The 15347-nt window shown below is 66.7% G+C and carries 15 protein-coding genes and 1 pseudogene; 5 read left to right on the forward strand and 11 right to left on the reverse strand.

The features are described from left to right. The first annotated feature begins 14 nt into the window (after positions 1-14). Both ACFPOB_RS25055 and ACFPOB_RS25060 read left to right on the forward strand, forming a co-directional pair. Positions 15-329: a rhodanese-like domain-containing protein gene (locus tag ACFPOB_RS25055; RefSeq protein WP_377801061.1), complete on the forward strand. Its 315-nt coding sequence runs from the start codon at positions 15-17 to the stop codon at positions 327-329. 245 nt (positions 330-574) lie between these two features. Beyond that, positions 575-1528 (forward strand): YiiG family protein, encoded by a 954-nt coding sequence (locus ACFPOB_RS25060; protein WP_377801062.1) that lies wholly within the window; start codon positions 575-577, stop codon positions 1526-1528. A gap of 105 nt (positions 1529-1633) precedes the next feature. Here the strand turns inward: ACFPOB_RS25060 and ACFPOB_RS25065 are convergent, their stop codons facing one another. The 4 genes from ACFPOB_RS25065 to ACFPOB_RS25080 all read right to left on the reverse strand — a co-directional run bounded on the left by ACFPOB_RS25065 (position 1634) and on the right by ACFPOB_RS25080 (position 5638). Then, positions 1634-2461, reverse strand: coding sequence for a transglutaminase family protein (locus tag ACFPOB_RS25065; protein WP_377801063.1), 828 nt, complete (start codon positions 2459-2461; stop codon positions 1634-1636). A gap of 39 nt (positions 2462-2500) precedes the next feature. Further along, a complete protein-coding gene (locus ACFPOB_RS25070) occupies positions 2501-3442 on the reverse strand; it encodes an alpha-E domain-containing protein (RefSeq protein ID WP_377801064.1) in 942 nt (313 codons plus the stop codon). Positions 3443-3494: 52 nt separating this feature from the next. Beyond that, entirely contained in the window at positions 3495-4910 is a 1416-nt protein-coding gene (locus ACFPOB_RS25075) for a circularly permuted type 2 ATP-grasp protein (RefSeq protein WP_377801065.1), read from the reverse strand. A gap of 107 nt (positions 4911-5017) precedes the next feature. After that, positions 5018-5638, reverse strand: coding sequence for a TetR/AcrR family transcriptional regulator (locus ACFPOB_RS25080; protein ID WP_377801066.1), 621 nt, complete (start codon positions 5636-5638; stop codon positions 5018-5020). 125 nt (positions 5639-5763) lie between these two features. Here ACFPOB_RS25080 and ACFPOB_RS25085 point away from each other — a divergent pair, with 125 nt between their 5' ends. After that, entirely contained in the window at positions 5764-6780 is a 1017-nt protein-coding gene (locus tag ACFPOB_RS25085) for a Rossmann-fold NAD(P)-binding domain-containing protein (RefSeq protein ID WP_377801067.1), read from the forward strand. Beyond that, a complete protein-coding gene (locus ACFPOB_RS25090; protein ID WP_377801068.1) occupies positions 6773-7780 on the forward strand; it encodes a hypothetical protein in 1008 nt (335 codons plus the stop codon). The genes ACFPOB_RS25085 and ACFPOB_RS25090 overlap by 8 nt, the downstream gene beginning before the upstream one ends. A gap of 121 nt (positions 7781-7901) precedes the next feature. Here the strand turns inward: ACFPOB_RS25090 and ACFPOB_RS25095 are convergent. The 4 genes and pseudogenes from ACFPOB_RS25095 to ACFPOB_RS25110 all read right to left on the reverse strand — a co-directional run. Next, a pseudogene (locus ACFPOB_RS25095) lies at positions 7902-8075 on the reverse strand (JAB domain-containing protein); the annotation flags it as partial. A 96-nt stretch (positions 8076-8171) separates the two neighbouring features. After that, positions 8172-8402 (reverse strand): helix-turn-helix transcriptional regulator, encoded by a 231-nt coding sequence (locus ACFPOB_RS25100; RefSeq protein WP_377801069.1) that lies wholly within the window; start codon positions 8400-8402, stop codon positions 8172-8174. Between the two features lie 757 nt (positions 8403-9159). Continuing rightward, positions 9160-9708, reverse strand: a complete 549-nt coding sequence (locus tag ACFPOB_RS25105) for a GNAT family N-acetyltransferase (RefSeq protein WP_377801070.1) — start codon at positions 9706-9708, stop codon at positions 9160-9162. Next, positions 9696-10649, reverse strand: a complete 954-nt coding sequence (locus tag ACFPOB_RS25110) for a threonine ammonia-lyase (RefSeq protein ID WP_377801071.1) — start codon at positions 10647-10649, stop codon at positions 9696-9698. The genes ACFPOB_RS25105 and ACFPOB_RS25110 overlap by 13 nt, the downstream gene beginning before the upstream one ends. Before the next feature lie 86 nt (positions 10650-10735). Between ACFPOB_RS25110 and ACFPOB_RS25115 the strand changes: the two genes are divergently transcribed. Continuing rightward, complete coding sequence (locus ACFPOB_RS25115; protein WP_377801072.1) at positions 10736-11215, forward strand: Lrp/AsnC family transcriptional regulator; 480 nt, start codon at positions 10736-10738, stop codon at positions 11213-11215. A gap of 71 nt (positions 11216-11286) precedes the next feature. On the opposite strand, the gene ACFPOB_RS25120 is transcribed toward ACFPOB_RS25115, so the two are convergent. Genes ACFPOB_RS25120 through ACFPOB_RS25130 form a run of 3 tightly spaced genes read right to left on the reverse strand, consistent with a single transcriptional unit; the run spans position 11287 to position 15258 of the window. Then, positions 11287-12927: an MFS transporter gene (locus ACFPOB_RS25120; protein WP_377801073.1), complete on the reverse strand. Its 1641-nt coding sequence runs from the start codon at positions 12925-12927 to the stop codon at positions 11287-11289. Continuing rightward, positions 12896-14278 carry an alginate export family protein gene (locus ACFPOB_RS25125; RefSeq protein ID WP_377801074.1) on the reverse strand — a complete coding sequence of 461 codons (1383 nt, stop codon included), beginning with the start codon at positions 14276-14278 and terminating at the stop codon, positions 12896-12898. The genes ACFPOB_RS25120 and ACFPOB_RS25125 overlap by 32 nt, the downstream gene beginning before the upstream one ends. Next, a complete protein-coding gene (locus ACFPOB_RS25130) occupies positions 14275-15258 on the reverse strand; it encodes an SLAC1 anion channel family protein (RefSeq protein WP_377801075.1) in 984 nt (327 codons plus the stop codon). The genes ACFPOB_RS25125 and ACFPOB_RS25130 overlap by 4 nt, the downstream gene beginning before the upstream one ends. Positions 15259-15347 lie beyond the last annotated feature (89 nt).

The following is a 15347-nucleotide window of genomic DNA, read 5'->3' on the forward strand; positions in this document are numbered from 1 at the left end:
AAGAGAGCTGCAGCATGATCGTACACGACCTCGACATCGATGCCGTCAAGGCGGGCCTCGCCGACGGCTCGATCCTGCTGGTCGACGTGCGCGAGCCGCATGAATTCGCGGCCGGGCGCATTCCGGGCTCGGTGTCGCGGCCGCTGTCGCAGTTCGATCCCGCCGACCTGCCGAACGAGCCGGGCAAGCGCGTCGTGCTCTCCTGCGCCGCCGGGGTGCGCTCGCTGCGGGCGCTGGAATTCGCGCAGGCCGCCGGACTCGACATCGACAGCCACTATATCGGCGGCTTCAAGGACTGGGCCATGCGCGGCGAGCCGGTCGAGCGCTGAAACTCCCCGAGCCTCATCCTGAGGAGCGCTCCGCAGGAGCGCGTCTCGAAGGATGCTTCAGGAGGCTCCAGAACCAGCTGGACCATCCTTCGAGACGCGCCTGCGGCGCTCCTCAGGATGAGAGCTGTGTTTGGCGGGGCGGTTACTAAGGTGATCCGTATCGCCTTTCGGTTGCAGCTCGCGGCGCCAGCGTCGATAACAGGGCGCGGCCCCAGATCCGGCCGCGGTCGACCAAAGGTACTCTGATGCAGGCCTCACGCCTCCTGAGCCTCACCCTCGCAGCCCTGCTCTGCTCCGTGTCCGCAGCCCCGCTCGCCTTCGCGCAGGCCGCCCCGCAGACCGCAGCGAAGAAGCCGGCGCAGGATCCCGAGCTGCAGGCGGCGATCGCCAAGTCGAATGCCTATACCTCGCTCTCGAACCGGACGATCAGGGCGATCGAGTCCTGGGATCGCTACAAGAGCTGGGTCGACATGAAGAAGGGCCCGACCGGCAAGGAGCGCTACATCTCCTACGGGCTCTACAGCCTCTATGACGTCAAAGACGAGATCGCCAAGGCGGAAGCCGCCGCCGGCCAGCCGCCGGCGCAGCCCGAGCTCGACGCCGCCGTGAAGCGCTACATCGCCGCCTATCAGGAGCTGGCGCCGCTGATCACCCGGGCCGAGCGCTATTACGAGCGCAAGGACTATCGCGAGGACAACGCCGCCGAGGGCCGCGAGCTGCACGCCAAGATGGTGCCGGCAGCGGAGGCCTTCCTGCGTGAGCGGACCGTCTTCGGCAACCAGCTCAACGGCTACAAGAAGGGCATCGACGCGCGCGAGCTCGCGGCGATCGAGGCGAGCGAGGGCCGGCAGGCCCGCTGGCAGCTTCGCAACATCATGATCAATGCGCGCGCCGTGATGGACGTGATGCCGAGCAACGAGAAGCCGATCGTCGACCTGGCCGCTTTCGACACGGCGCTGGCCGGCTATTCCGGCGCGATCAAGGAGATGGACCGCTTTAAGGACAGCAACCCGTCCGGCGTGCCGATGATCGATTCCTCCGCCAGCTCCTGGCTCGGCAATCTGCGCGATTTCCGCGAGAAGCTCGGCAAATCGAAGGGAGATGTCCGCAAGGGTGCAGCCAACGATGCCAACCGCATCGTCTCCAGCTACAACATGATGGTGAGCATGGCCGACAGCGCTGCGCGCATGATCCGCTGAACGTTCATGCGCCGCCGACTGACTCCGTCATTCCCGCGCTACGCTTCGCTGCGGCCGGAATGACGGGGGAAAATGATGGAAAGCCGGCGCGCGTGCCCTGCGCCGCTATTGCCCCTGAAAGCGCGGTGCCGCCGCCTGGGCGCTGACCTCGACGAGAAGGCTTTCGCCCTGGCCGCCGGTGCGGGAGCCGCGGACCGGGGCGGCGTCGGCATAGTCGAGACCGGCGGCGACGCGCACATGCGTGTCGATCGGGCAGAGTCCGTTGGCGGCGTCGAAGCCGATCCAGCCATAATCGGGCAAATAGGCCTCGGCCCAGGCATGGGCGCCGTCGCCATGGGGCAGGGTGTTGGAGGCGGCGACATAGCCAGAGACGTAGCGCGCGGGAGCACCTAGCAGACGGGCGCACGTCATGAAGACATGGGCGACGTCCTGCGGAATGCCCTCGCCGGCTTCGGCACAAGCGGCGGCGCCAATGCCGAGATGGTCGGCGGTCGGCACACAGCGGATATCGGCCTTGATCGTCTCCATCAGCGCATGCAGCCTGGTCAGGTCGCTGCCGTCGCGGCTGGCCGCCTTGTCGGCCAGTGCTCGCAGAGGCTCGTTCGCCTGCGTCAGCCGCGTATCGCGCATGAACACGTCGGGGGGCACTTTTTCGGTGACGCCGCGGACGACGCCGGCGAGATCGACGGTTTCGACGAGGCCGTTGATCTCGATCGTATAGTTCTCGATCGATCCTTCGGCGGAGAAGTCGTGAGTGACGTTGCCGAAAGAGTCCTGTCCGGCATGCAGGCGCCCATCGATACTGGGCGCAATGCGCCATGACATCACGTGCTGGCCGTCATGGTCGCGCGGTGTCAGTCGCAGGACCTGCCTGAGCTGGCGCACCGGCTCGGCATAGGAATAGGCGATGCTGTGGGAAATCCGGATCCGCATGCGGCGAAGAGTCCAAATTCGGGAGCGGAAGGGAAGTCCTTATTGCAGGTATTGTTCGACAATGACGTTTCCGAGGCGGTTGTTCTCGGTGATGAAGTCCTCGATGAACTCGTGCAGCCCGCGCTGGAACACGGCCTCGATCGGCGTGTTGGCGAGCTGGGTCAGGGTCTTGCGCGCCTGGCGCTGGGCCGGCCCATGCCGGTTATAGGCGTCGCCGATCTGGTCTAGGAAGCGCGAGATGTTCTCGTAGCAGCTCGCCAGCGAGCGCGGCATGCGCCGGTTGAGGATGAGCAGGTCGGCGATCAGAACCGGCTTCACCGCCTGGCGATAGACCCAGTGATACGCCGTGAGCGCCGAGACCTCGCGCAGCATCGTGGTCCACTGGAAATAGTCGAGCGAGCCGCCGACCTGCTCGGTCTCGGGCAGCAGCACATGATACTTCACGTCGAGGATGCGGGCGGTGTTGTCTGCGCGCTCGACATTGACGCCGAGTCGCGAGAACCAGTAGCCGTCATCGCGCAGCATGGTCCGGTAGGCCGAGCCGTCGAAGGTCAGCGAGACGTTCTTCACCCAGTCGAGGAATCGGGCGAACTCCTCGCGGTCCATGCGCTTGCGCTCGAAGCGCTGCAATTCGAGCCAGGCGCCGTTGAGCGCGTCCCACATCTCCGAGGTCAATGCGGTGCGCACCGCGCGGGCATTGGAGCGGGCGAGGGCGAAGCAATTGCGGATCGAGGAGGGATTGTCAGGATTGAAGCTGAGGAAGTCGCAGACATTGCGCTCGTTCGCCTCGCCATAGGCCTTGGCGAAGGTGTCCTCGCAGCCCGCGGTGGCGACCGCGCTTTGCCATTCGGTGCCGGCGCCGCCATAGGCGGAGGGCAGGTTGGTCAGGCGGGTGGTGGCGTCGAGGATGCGGGCGAGATACTCGGCACGCTCGACATAGCGCGAGACCCAGTAGAGGCTGTCGGCGGTACGGGAAAGCATGCTCAGATCCGGGATTCCGGGGTGAAGCTAGCGAAGGCGGAAACGGGCTTCGTCATGCGTCGAGCACCCAGGTGTCCTTGGTGCCGCCGCCCTGGCTGGAATTGACCACGAGCGAGCCCTCCTTGAGCGCGACGCGGGTCAGCCCGCCCGGGACGCAGGAAATGCCATTGGCTCCCGACAGCACATAGGGGCGCAGATCGACATGGCGCGGCGCCACGCCCGAGGCGACGAAGGTCGGGCAGGTCGAGAGCGCCAGCGTCGGCTGGGCGATGAAGCCCTCGGGCTGCGCCTTCAGCTTCTTGCGGAAGGTCTCGATCTGCTGCTTGCTGGCATGCGGGCCGACCAGCATGCCGTAGCCGCCGGAGCCGTTGACCTCCTTGACGACGAGCTTGTCGAGATTGTCGAGCACATAGGCGTTGGCCTCGCGCTCGCGGCAGCGATAGGTCGGCACGTTCTTCAGGATCGGCTCCTCGCCAGTGAAGAACTTCACGATCTCCGGCATGTAGCTGTAGACCGCCTTGTCGTCGGCGACGCCGGTGCCGACCGCATTGGCGAGGGTGACGTTGCCGGCCTTGTAGGCGCCGATGATGCCGGGCACGCCCAGCACCGAGTCGCTGCGGAACACCAGCGGGTCGATGAAGTCGTCGTCGATGCGGCGGTAGATCACGTCGACCCGCTTGGGCCCCTGCGTCGTGCGCATGTAGACGACGTCGTCCTTGACCAGCAGGTCGGAGCCCTCGACCAGTTCGACGCCGAGCTTGTCGGCCAGGAAAGAGTGCTCGTAGAAGGCCGAATTATACTGGCCGGGCGTCAGCAGGCAGATCGTCGGGTCTGAGGAAGCCGTGCGCGGCGCGACCGAGCGCAAGGTTGCCAGCAGCTGGTCGGGATAGTTGTCGACCGGCGCGACGCGATGCGTGGCGAAGAGCTCAGGGAAGAGGCGCAGCATCACTTCGCGGTTCTCCATCATGTAGGAGACGCCGGAGGGCGTGCGGGCATTGTCTTCGAGCACATAGAAGGTGTCGGCGTCGACGCGGACGATGTCGATGCCGGCAATATGGCAGTAGATGCCGTGCGGCACCTGGAAATCGACCATCTCGAGCTGGTAGCAGGCGTTGCGATAGACCAGCTCGGGCGGGATGATCCCGGCCTTCAGGCACTCCTTCTTGCCGTAGACGTCGGCCAGGAACATGTTGAGCGCGGTGACGCGCTGGCGCAGGCCCTTTTCCAGCCTGGTCCATTCCGGCTTCGTCAGGACGCGCGGGATGATGTCGAAGGGGATCAGGCGCTCGGTCGATTCCTCGTCGCCATAGACGGCAAAGGTGATGCCGATCCGACGAAAGAACAGCTCGGCCTGCGAGCGGCGCAACGCCAGCATTTCGGGCGGCGCCTCCTTCAACCAGCGATCCAGTTCGCCATAGGCAGCCCGTAGGCCACCTTCTCCCCCTGTCATCTCGTCGAATGCGACCATGCAGCCGTCTTCCCCTGTTTCGGGTAGCCTATGCTCATTCGCTCGCGTTCGGAAAGGGGTTCTTTGCCAAGCACTTTGGCTAGACTTGCCTCTTTCTTGGGCAGAGATCAGCTCGCCGCAGCAGCGGCCGGCGCGCCGATGGTCGCAGCGATCAGGGTTGCCAACGTCGTGACGGCCCGTGCTTCGGTAACATGGCCGCGTAGCAGCTCGATCGAGATCGCTTCGCCTGCGCCGAGGATGCCGACGCAGCGCAGCTGCAGCTCGTCAGCGGGAAGGTGGCGTGCACACCGGGCAAAAGCGCCCTGCCAGATCCCGACATAGCGGGCGGTGAGCTCGCGCTGCACCGCCTCCATCGTCTCGCTGCCTCTCAATGCGGCCGAGAGCGCGTACCACTCTGTGCCGACCTCCAGGGCGCAGCTCATATAGGCCGCCGCGATCGTCGCGGCGATGGCGTCGAGCCGGCCTGCTGTCGTCTTCAGCGTCTCGACGAGCAAAGCGGTCTGCCGGTCGTCGATGCGCCGGAAGAGCTCGACCATCAGCGCCTCGCGGGTGCCGAAATGATCGTAGGCCACCGGCTTGGTGACGCCGGCGCGTTCGGCGACGCGCGCCAGGGTCAGCGCTTCCGTGCCCTCTTCGCGGACCATCTCCTGTGCGCAGGCGAGCAACTGCTCACGGCGTTCCTGCTTCGGCAGCTTGCGGCTTGAGGCGACGGCGAAGGTCTGTGGCATGGCGATTCAAGAATCCCGGCGAAGGCCCGCTTGACAAGAGGGAAATCCCATTTCTACTTATAGTAAGTTACTTTTAGTAGGAATGCCAAGCCTCTCGCGGCTGGCTCCGTCATGGAGACCATCAGATGTCCAGCATACAGCATCCCGTTCTCATCATCGGCGGCTCCGGCGTCGTCGGCTCGCAGGCCGCCGCGATGATCCGCCGCCTGCATCCGAACCTGCCTCTCACGATCGCCGGTCGCGACCTCGCCAAGGCACAGGCCGTCGCGGGCAAGCTCGGTGTCGAAGCGCTCGCCGCCGACCTGTCGAAGCCCGATCTCGGCTTGCCCGAGACCGCGCGTTTCAGCGCCGTGATCGTCTTCGTCAAGGACGACTGGAGCCATGCGCTGCGCTTCGCCCAGCGCCATGGCATCCCGCATCTCAGCGTCTCCAGCGGAGCCTTCGAGATCGGCATCGAGGCTGCGCGCTTCATCCATGCGCCCCAGGCCGCGCCGGTCGTGCTCGCCAGCCAGTGGCTCGCCGGCGCAGCGCTGTTTCCGGTGCTCGACTACGCCAGGGCCTTCAGCTCGATCGACAATATCCACGTCGGCGTGCTGCTCGACGAGCATGACATGGGCGGGCAGGCGGCGCTGGCCGATTACGAACGCATCACGCAGTCGGGCTCGGCGACGTTGACGCTGAAGGCTGGCCGATTCGCCTGGATCGCGGGCGAGGAGGCCAAGGCGCGCTATCGCAGCGTCGACGGCGTCGAGCTGCCGGCCACGGCCTATGATCCGCTCGATGTACTCAGCCTCGCCACCGCGACCGACGCGAAGGATATCCGCTTCGATCTCGCCTTCGACGTTTCGGCCAGCCGCCGGGCCGGCGAGCCGTTCTCGACCGAGAGCGTGATCGCGATCGAAGGCGTGCTGCGCTCTGGCAAGCGCGCCAAGCGGAGCTACGAGATCGTGCACCCCCAGGGTCAGGCGCCGCTGACGGCGCTCGGCGTGGCGCTCGCGACCGAGCGGGCGCTCGGTCTCTCCGGCGGCGAGGCGCTGAAGCCCGGCCTCTACTTCCCCGACAGCATCATCGAGCCCGCCTATTACATCGCCCGGATGAAGGAATTCGGCGCGGTCTTCACGGAGGCCAACGCCAATGGCTGATCCGGTTTTCGGTCCTGTCCTGATTCTGGGCGGCTATGGCAGCGTCGGCTCGCGTACGGGCCGCGCGCTGCGCCAGCTTCATCCCGACCTGCCGCTGGTGATTGCCGGATGCGATACTGCGAAGGCCAAGGCGCTGGCGGCAGAGCTCGGCCGCGCAACCAGCGCCCCGCTCGATCTCGAGCGCGACGACCTCGGCTTACCAACCGATCTCAAGCCGGCGGTCGTGCTGACGGCGGTGCGCGATCTCTCGCTGCGCACGCAGAACTGGGCGGCAGCCCAAGGCGCGGCCTATGTCGCGCTATCGGACGGCGTCTTCGAGGTTGGTCCCGCCATCGCCGGCTTCATCCGCCGCCCTGATGCCGCGCCGGTCGTCCTGCGTGGTCACAGCATGGGCTCGGTGCCGGCGCTCGCCGCGCTGCATGCCGCCTCCGATTTCGAGCGCGTCGATGCGATCGAGGTCGGCCTCGTCTTCGATCCGGCCGATCCGCTGGGCCTCGCCTCGCAGCAGGACATGGACCGGATCGGCGCGATCGGCCCGGCGCCGCTGGTCAAGTCGGAGGGGCTGTGGCGCTGGATCTCCGCGCCGCTGACGCAGCGCAGCTACACCGGCGTCGATGGCCGCCTGCATCAGGGCACGACCGTCGGCCTGGTCGACGTCTTCAGCCTGTCGGCGAGCGAGGCCAGGAGCGTGCGCGTCGACTTCGCCGAAGGGCAGACGGCGAGCACCCTGCGCGGCGAGGGACCTTCGCATGAGGTGATCATCGAGATTGCGGGTCAACGCAAGAACGGTCGCGAAGGGCGCTTCCGCTGGGAACTGGTCGATCCAGACGGCTACGCCGCTCTGAGCGCCAAGGGCATAGCGGTCGTGATCGAGGGCTTGTTCGGCCTCGCCGGCAAGCCACGCCCGATCTCGGGGCTGCATCTGCCGGAGACGCTGGTCGATACGGGCCACCTGATGCGGCGGCTGGCGAAGTTCGGCATCACCATGCGGGAGGTCTGAGCCCCCGCCGTCGTGGTCGGGCTTGTCCCGGCCATCCACGTCTTCTTCGGACGGGGCGGTGTGCATGAGGCGGATGCTCGCACAAGAGCGAGCATGACGGGGCTTGTCCCTCAGGCTGCTCTCAGATCAGCCCCAGGCCCTTGAAGCTGGCATGGCCGTCGCGGCCGACGATGATGTGGTCGTGGATGGCGATGCCAAGGGGCTTGGCGATATCGACGAGCTCGCGGGTCATGCGCATGTCGGCGCCGGACGGGGTCGGATCGCCGGACGGGTGGTTGTGCAGCAGGCAGATCGACTCAGCTAAGCCACTGTAAAAGAACGACTTTTTGGCGCGAATACTGGGTGCTGAGAGCGGCATATGAGGTCGGAAAGCCGTGAGCCCACGTGATGATCACGCCCGATCCTGCTCCGTCCGGATCGCGCTCGGCGAGGCACGACAGGCCACGAGGTTCTTCTGATCCCAAGCCTCCAGTTGGTCAACCGGGTAGAGCACCGCCTTACCGATCTTCACGAATGCGGGCCCCACTCGCATCGCGCGCCAGTTCCGAAGCGTGCCGACGCTGATCTCGCCGCGGTAGCGTTTCGATACTTCTTCGGCGGTCAGGAACGTCTCCTCTTGCATGGCAGCACTCCCGGTCACGTAAGGTCGTGCTGGGAGGATTGCCGTCCCGCTCGATCACGGGAAGGGGTGCCGGCCCGTCGGCGCGGAGCGACAGGGCGTCGGCGGTGAAAGGGCGGGGTCGGCGGCTGGCTTATGGGCAGGCTGCAGGCGCGCGCGGCCTACCTAGGTGCCGAGCAGGTGCGGCGAACGCTGAGCCTGCCTGCCAGAAGTTGATTATTAGGAGCAACTTACGCGCGCAGTCCAGGTGCTGCTTAGGTGCGATGCGATGGTGGGACGACTTATGCTTCGCGGGTCCTGCCGTTCCCGCCGGATAGCGTGGCGTAGACGAGCCTGATTCAAAATCCGCCGTAGCAATACGTGTCGGTTCGAGTCCGACCGCCCGCACCAAAGCTCGTTCCACCTGCCTTAAAGGCGTCGTGCTCTCTCACGAGCCGACCGGCCGAGAAGACCTGCACGATCCTCTTGGCGTGCGCGACCTGCGCGAACCTCGGCTCCGCGGTGCCGGAGTAGGAGAAGTTGGGGCGCGACAAGGTGAGCGCCCTTCTGCTCCTCGACGAGCCGCCTCGCACTGCCCACGACTTGAGATCAACGCGGCCTTTCCCATCCGCCACCGAGTGGCGATTGGGCATGACAATAGCGGCCAACGATATCTGCCGCGCCATGGAGACCGTCATCATGGCACACGCCGCCAAACGATTGTTTCGAAGTGTTCGGGCGGCGTGTTGTTCAGAGGCAGGGCCGTCACAATCGGAGGGGTTCAAGGCCGTTCGGTGCTGGCGTTGCCGGGAGGGTCGGACGAGTTGGCTTTGCCGCTCGATATGACCCGAGTTCCGGCCACCAGCACGAGTTCCGCGATCTCGACCGGCGCGCCGCATTCGTCGCCCACGAAGCGCCGCACCTCGCGCCATCCGCGGCGGCGGTAGATCGCGAGCGCCCGCGTGTTGGAGAGGTCGACCTCGAGCCTCGGCTGGGCGCTCCGGTCCAGGAGCGCCGCCTCGGCGCGGTCGAGCAGGACGCGGCCGACGCCGAGACCCTGGAAGGCGGGGTCGACGTGCATCGCCGACAGCTCGTCGCCGTGCAGATGGAGCATGCCCACGATCCGACCGTCCGGTGCGACTGCGAGTTCGAAGCTTTCGACCATCGCCTCGACATAGGCGCGCGCGCCGTCCTGGGCGGCGAAGCGCGCGACTGCGGCGAGCGGCAGCTCGGGCGCCCAGGTCGTCAGCCAAGATCGATCGAGGAGGCGCTTGACCGCCTCGACGTCGTCCCGCGCGCCGGCGCGGAGCGTCACGTTCAGCTCAGCCATGCCGCGATCTGCTCCATCGTTAGGTTGTTTCCGCAGAGCGGAACCGCGACCCGGGCGCCGCGCCAGCGTTCGGGGTGGGCGACCAGCGCTGCGACGCCCGCGGCGCCCGCGGGCTCGGCGAGCTGGCCGGCGTGCTCGAGCAAGAGCCGCATCGCGGAGACGATCGCCTCATCATCGACGCCCACCACGTCGTCGACGACGCCCACCATGTCTTTGAGCGCGTATGGCTCGGGCACGCGGACGGCGATCCCGTCCGCGATCGTGTCGACGCAGGCGCGGACGATCGGCCTGCCGGCCCGCCAGGACGCGGCCATGGCGTCCGCGCCGAGCGCATGAACGCCGACGACGCGCGTCGTCGGGTGACGCTGCTTGATCCACGTTCCCATACCGGTCAGGAGAGCTCCGTTTCCCAGCGGCACGAGGACGGCGTCGAAGGGGGCTGCGCTTGTCAGTTCGGCGGCGATCGTCCCCGCGCCGAGCGCCGCCTCGCGGTCGCGTCCGTCGGCCACGAAGCGCAAGCTGGCCGCCGCCGCGAACGCCTCGGCCTCCGCCTTGGCGGCGTCGAAGTCGTCGCCGTGGAGGTGCACGGTCGCGCCGAGTTCACGCATCCGCGCCACCTTCAGGCGGTTCGCGCCGACCGACGCGAAGATCGTGAGCGGGACCTTCGAGCGCCCGCAGGCGTAGGCGAGGCCCTGGCCCCAATTGCCCGCGCTCGCGCTGACGAGCGGTCCTCGCGCGCCGTGGCGCCGGACGAGCAGGGAAGCGCCCCGTCCCTTAAAGCTCCGGATCGGATTTAGGGTCTCGATCTTCAGCGTGAGCGAGCAGCCGAGCGCTCGATCGAGCCCGGGCCAGTCGACCTGCGGCGTGGCCAGGAAGACCGGGTCGATCTCCCGCTGCGCTTGAGCGATCTCGTCGGAGGTGAGGGTCGCGGGTTGCAGCATGCGAAGCAGACTAGCCCGGCGCGATGACGTGTGTCGTTCGGATCGGCGCGATTTCTGACCCGTTCATATCTGCTATAGGGCCGGACATGACGAAATCAGACCTCAGAAGCTCGGAGCGCCGTTTGCTCGATCTCGTTCAGCGGGATGCGACGGCGAGCGTCGAGTCGCTGGCCGAGGGCGCGGGCATGTCGGCGTCCACCGCGCAGCGCCGCCTTCGCGGGTTCCGCGCCGATGGCACGATCACCGCTGAGGTGGCGGTGCTCGATCCCGGCCGGTGCGGCTATCCGACGACGTTTCTCGTCGAGCTCGAGCTCGACCACGACCGGCCTGAGCGGCTGCCGGCCTTGCACGACTGGATCAGGGCCGACGCCCATGTGCAGAGCGCGTGGCAGGTCACCGGAGACGCGGACTACCTGCTTGTGGTGCAGGCGGCGAGCGTCGAGGCGTTCGATGCCTGGTCCCAGGCGATGATGACGGCCAATCGCAACGTGCGGAAGTTCACGACGAGCGTCGCCTTAAAAACGCTGAAGCGCTCGCTCCGGGTGCCGGTCGGGCTTGAGCCCTGAAAGCAATGCGCGTCTGGTCTGCTTCTCGGGCAATCACCAAACACCCCGACCGCCGCCCTCCGCTTACGTGGTCATTCCGCCTCTGTCGTCAGAGAGGGCTGTTTGGTTCGCGAGGCCGTCAGGAAATGGGCGACGCGAGGTGGATCAGCGCCCCGGTGGAAGGCTTTGACACGTTCCTGAACCGCGGCATCCGCTACTGAAACCCGATCATGCTGCCGGACATGTTCGGCCCACGACGGCGTGACAAACCATTCGAGCGCGCGATTGGGATTGGCCGAGTCGAACATGACCGCCCACTGGATCGCGCCATCGCGCCGGCGGATATCCCCGAGCGCCTCGATCGCTTCGAGAAACGGCTCCCGGTCACGGATGTCTATTCGGTAGTCGACGGTGATGAGAGCGGGTCCGTCACGCCCGTCATCGGGAGACGTCACGATCGGTTGGGGCCAGTGTCCCGACGGGGTCAGATCGACCTCTGTGGACGGCAGCTTCCAACGGGCGGCGTAAACACCGACGAGGGCCCCCGCCGAGCCTGCGATGATCAGCGCCTGATCGACCGAACTCGCCTCGGCGATGCGTCCCCAGACTACGCTACCCAGTGAGAGCGATCCGAAGAACGCCATCAGGTAAACCGCGAGGCCACGGGCGCGAACCCAATCGGGCAGCACGGCCTGCGTCGTCGTGTTGATTGACGAAAGTACGCAGATCCAGGCGAAGCCGGCGACGAGCAACACGGGCAAGGCCTCGGTGAGCGAGGAGACCAGTCCGAGCGCGGCGGTCGTCGCGGCTGTGACGAGCGTGCCGACGAGCACCAAGCTATCGTTGTTCAGCCGCTTCCGGACGGGCTGGAGGAGCAACGCTCCAGTGACGGCGCCCGAGCCGAGCGCGCCAAGGAGCAGGCCGTAGGTGCTGGGACCACCGTTCAGTTCATTTTTGGCGACGAGCGGCAAGAGTGCCCAGTAGGCGCTGGCGAAGAGGAAAAAGCAGATCGCGCGGACTACGGTCCGCTGAAGCGGCGGACTACGGAGTGCGTAGCGCCAACCGGCCCGCAGCGCTCCGGTAAACGCTTCGGGCTGCCGCTTGGACGTGGTGGTTCTCGGCCACCAGACGAGTGCGGCGATGACGATCGCGTAAGTCGCGACGTCGACCGCATAGGCGATCGCAGGGCTTGAGAGCGCAACGATTAACCCGCCGAGGGCTGGCCCGATCGCGCGGGAAACGTTCACGGCCACCCCGTTCAGCGCCACCGCCGGACGTAGCTCGCTGCGCGGCACAAGCTCGGGCACGATCGCCTGCCACACGGGATTCGCGAACGCGCTGCCGACGCCGGCTGCCGCTGTGAACAGGAGCAGGGAAACAGGCGTGAGCAGGCTGAGCGCGCTCCCGATCGCCAGGGCGACACTCAGCAACCCTAGTCCGAACTGGACCAAGATCAGCAGTCGCTTGCGGTCCACGATGTCCGCGAGCGCGCCGGCTGGTAGAGAGAACAGGAAGATCGGCAACGTCGAAGCCGCCTGGATGAACGCCACCTGCGTCGGGCTCGCCGACAAGCTGGTCATCAGCCACGCGGAAGTCGTGTCCCGCATCCACAGGCCGACATTTCCGACGAGCGTCGCCGTCCACAACACTGCGAACACGCGATGACGGAGCGGGGCGAACGCTCCGCCGTCTGCGGGCGCCCTAGAATCGGAAGGTCGTCCAGATCGCGCCATAGTCCTGGTCCTTGCCCCCGCCGGCGCGGATGAAGTCGCCAGCCCGGAAGTGGACGTAGGCGGCGTTGAGGCTGAGGTTGGGGTTCACGGTCCAGGTCGCCCTGACTTCCGCCTGACTTCCGATGTAGCGGTCAGAGGAAGCATCACCGGGGATCAGCGGGGCGATCGGCTGACTGTAGAAGGCGTCGGTCCGGCTGTGCCGCCACATGAAGTCGACGCCCGCGCGAAGCGTCAGCGCTGCGTGCGGCTTCACTTCGATGAACGGGTGCAAGTCCATCAGATTGGCTGGCGCGTTGATCGCGGCTTCGGTGAAGTAAGGCGCTCGCGGGTAGAGCGCGTTGAACGTCCCGAGCACGCGGTCGTTCGGGTTCCTGTCGCCGCTGGCGACGTCGGCCGAAAGACCGAGCCGTGGCGTCCACGGAAGGTCGGCCAGCGTTACACCGACCGTCGAAGCGACCGTCCAGGCGCGGATATCGCGCGTGCCGAAGCGGCCGAACTGGTAAGCGGCCTCGAGATCCCAATCCCAGGCGCCGCTACGCCCGAACAACCGCGCGCCGAGCGTATGGCGACGCTCGTCCGCTCGGGCTCGATCGAAGCGCGCCGTCTCGCGGTCCAGCCCGAGATAGTAGAGATCGAGTCCCGAAGCGGTCCAAGCCGGCAGTTTGCCGGCGCCGTAAACGCCCCAGAAGGCCTGACCTGGATCGGGATCGTCGTCGAACGCCTCCGTAGACAGTCGGACCGGCCGGACCGCGAACGCGTCGATCCGGATGCTGTCCCGCGTCCAGAAGGTGCGCACCCCGTCGAAGCTTAGTCGCACGTTCGGCCCCTCGCGGACCGTGGTCAGACGCTGCGAACCGAAAGCGATCTCCTGCCGGCCCGCTCGCACTGTGAACTCGCCGTTCCCGAGCGGAGCGGACAGGTCGACAAAGCCTTGCTGCAGGTCGAGCCGGTTCTCGTCAGTGGGGGCTGCGCCGGTTCGCCGCTCGGTTGCGAGATGGTTTCCGAGCTGACCGAAGAAGCGGACATTCGGTCCGAGCCGAAGGTCGGCATTGAGAAGCAGGCGGTGCAGGAAGACGTCGTCCTTGGTCACCCCCGAGGTGCCGAGGTCAGGGTTGCGCACGGTTTCGTAGCGCTCGCGCAACTCGCCACCGATCGTCAACGTGACCGAAGGGTCCGGCGCGAGCGGGATCAGTTTCAAGCTGTCGAGCGGCCCGGTGCGCTTGGCGGGATCGTTCAAGCAGCTGAAGTCGTCGTCGTAACGGTGCGTGGTTCCGAACCGCCCGCAGGCGGCGAGGGCCTGCCCGCTCCCGAGGACCCAGAGGGCGACAGCACAGGCGAGCAGCGTCCTCATGGCGGCGGCACCAGCTCGCCCCGCAGAAGTGCGCGGAGCGTAATCACCGCGAGCGCAGCGACGATCAGGGTGGCGAACGCCAGCGCAAGCCCGGCAACGATCAGCGTTTCGACGCCTGGGACGAGCGTGACATAGGAGAGCGCCAGGGACGCGAACGCGGCGGAGGGGAAGGTCAGCGCCCACCAACCGATCGCGAAATGAGTCCTGAAGATGCGGCCGAGCATCGACGCGACGAGCAGCGCGATGAAGGCCGCGAAGCAGAACAGCACATGGCTGAACGGACTCGCCTGGCCGTGATCGAGAGCCAAGACCGCGAGCCCACCCACGGCCGGGGGCGCGAGGAGGATGAAGAGGCTCGGGACGGCACGCTCCGCCAGAGGTTCGGCGAAGAACAGCCGATGGGTCATCAAGGGCGCCAGGATCAGCCAGAACACGAAGCCGACCGAGAACAGGAACCAACTGAGATGCAGGTGGCCGAGCGGCATGCCGACGACCGGCATCAGCATCGTGCCGACGACAGGTATGAACCAGGCTGGGCTGGCCTGCTCGGTCCGCATGCTGCCGCCGAACCAGCGGCGCAGGATCAGGAAGGCGAGGCTGAGGTGGATGAGCGCGGCGAGCAGCCATAGCGTGCCAGCGGCTGCGAGGTCGTAAGGTGCGAGACCCGCCGAAAGCAGCGCCAGCGACACGGACAACGCTGGAATGAAGTTGACGCTGACCGGGTGGCGGAATTCTTCCACAAGCGCGGAACTGTGCAGGAGAGCGCGCACAAGTTGGATACCTGTTACGGCGACGAAGACGGCTGCAGCGAGGGCGAAAAGCGTCTCGCCGACTGCCGCGGGAGCGGCGAACACCACGTGCGCCTTGCGCCAGGCCAGCGCGAGGCCGCCCAACCCCATGACGATCGCGAACAACGAAACCGGCGCGCGCGCGAGCGACGGGCCGGAGTCGACCCTGCGCTGCACGGCTGCATCCGTCATTGGAACAGCCCCAGGATCGCGCGCAGGACGAAGGACAGCAGCGCGAGGCCGCCGACCCCCGCGGCGTAGATGCCGGCGAACCAAGCGAG

Source organism: Allobosea eneae, from assembly GCF_042657265.1.
Lineage (GTDB): Bacteria > Pseudomonadota > Alphaproteobacteria > Rhizobiales > Beijerinckiaceae > Allobosea > Allobosea eneae.

Bases quoted from the DNA above. Each gene is read 5' to 3' on its own strand.
- ACFPOB_RS25105 (WP_377801070.1), bottom strand. From the start codon at position 9,708: ATGGCTGAGCTGAACGTGACGCTCCGCGCCGGCGCGCGGGACGACGTC.
- ACFPOB_RS25130 (WP_377801075.1), bottom strand. From the start codon at position 15,258: ATGACGGATGCAGCCGTGCAGCGCAGGGTCGACTCCGGCCCGTCGCTC.
- ACFPOB_RS25080 (WP_377801066.1), bottom strand. From the start codon at position 5,638: ATGCCACAGACCTTCGCCGTCGCCTCAAGCCGCAAGCTGCCGAAGCAG.
- ACFPOB_RS25120 (WP_377801073.1), bottom strand. From the start codon at position 12,927: ATGGCGCGATCTGGACGACCTTCCGATTCTAGGGCGCCCGCAGACGGC.
- ACFPOB_RS25075 (WP_377801065.1), bottom strand. From the start codon at position 4,910: ATGGTCGCATTCGACGAGATGACAGGGGGAGAAGGTGGCCTACGGGCT.
- ACFPOB_RS25110 (WP_377801071.1), bottom strand. From the start codon at position 10,649: ATGCTGCAACCCGCGACCCTCACCTCCGACGAGATCGCTCAAGCGCAG.
- ACFPOB_RS25065 (WP_377801063.1), bottom strand. From the start codon at position 2,461: ATGCGGATCCGGATTTCCCACAGCATCGCCTATTCCTATGCCGAGCCG.
- ACFPOB_RS25100 (WP_377801069.1), bottom strand. From the start codon at position 8,402: ATGCAAGAGGAGACGTTCCTGACCGCCGAAGAAGTATCGAAACGCTAC.
- ACFPOB_RS25090 (WP_377801068.1), top strand. From the start codon at position 6,773: ATGGCTGATCCGGTTTTCGGTCCTGTCCTGATTCTGGGCGGCTATGGC.
- ACFPOB_RS25060 (WP_377801062.1), top strand. From the start codon at position 575: ATGCAGGCCTCACGCCTCCTGAGCCTCACCCTCGCAGCCCTGCTCTGC.
- ACFPOB_RS25055 (WP_377801061.1), top strand. From the start codon at position 15: ATGATCGTACACGACCTCGACATCGATGCCGTCAAGGCGGGCCTCGCC.
- ACFPOB_RS25125 (WP_377801074.1), bottom strand. From the start codon at position 14,278: ATGAGGACGCTGCTCGCCTGTGCTGTCGCCCTCTGGGTCCTCGGGAGC.
- ACFPOB_RS25085 (WP_377801067.1), top strand. From the start codon at position 5,764: ATGTCCAGCATACAGCATCCCGTTCTCATCATCGGCGGCTCCGGCGTC.
- ACFPOB_RS25115 (WP_377801072.1), top strand. From the start codon at position 10,736: ATGACGAAATCAGACCTCAGAAGCTCGGAGCGCCGTTTGCTCGATCTC.
- ACFPOB_RS25070 (WP_377801064.1), bottom strand. From the start codon at position 3,442: ATGCTTTCCCGTACCGCCGACAGCCTCTACTGGGTCTCGCGCTATGTC.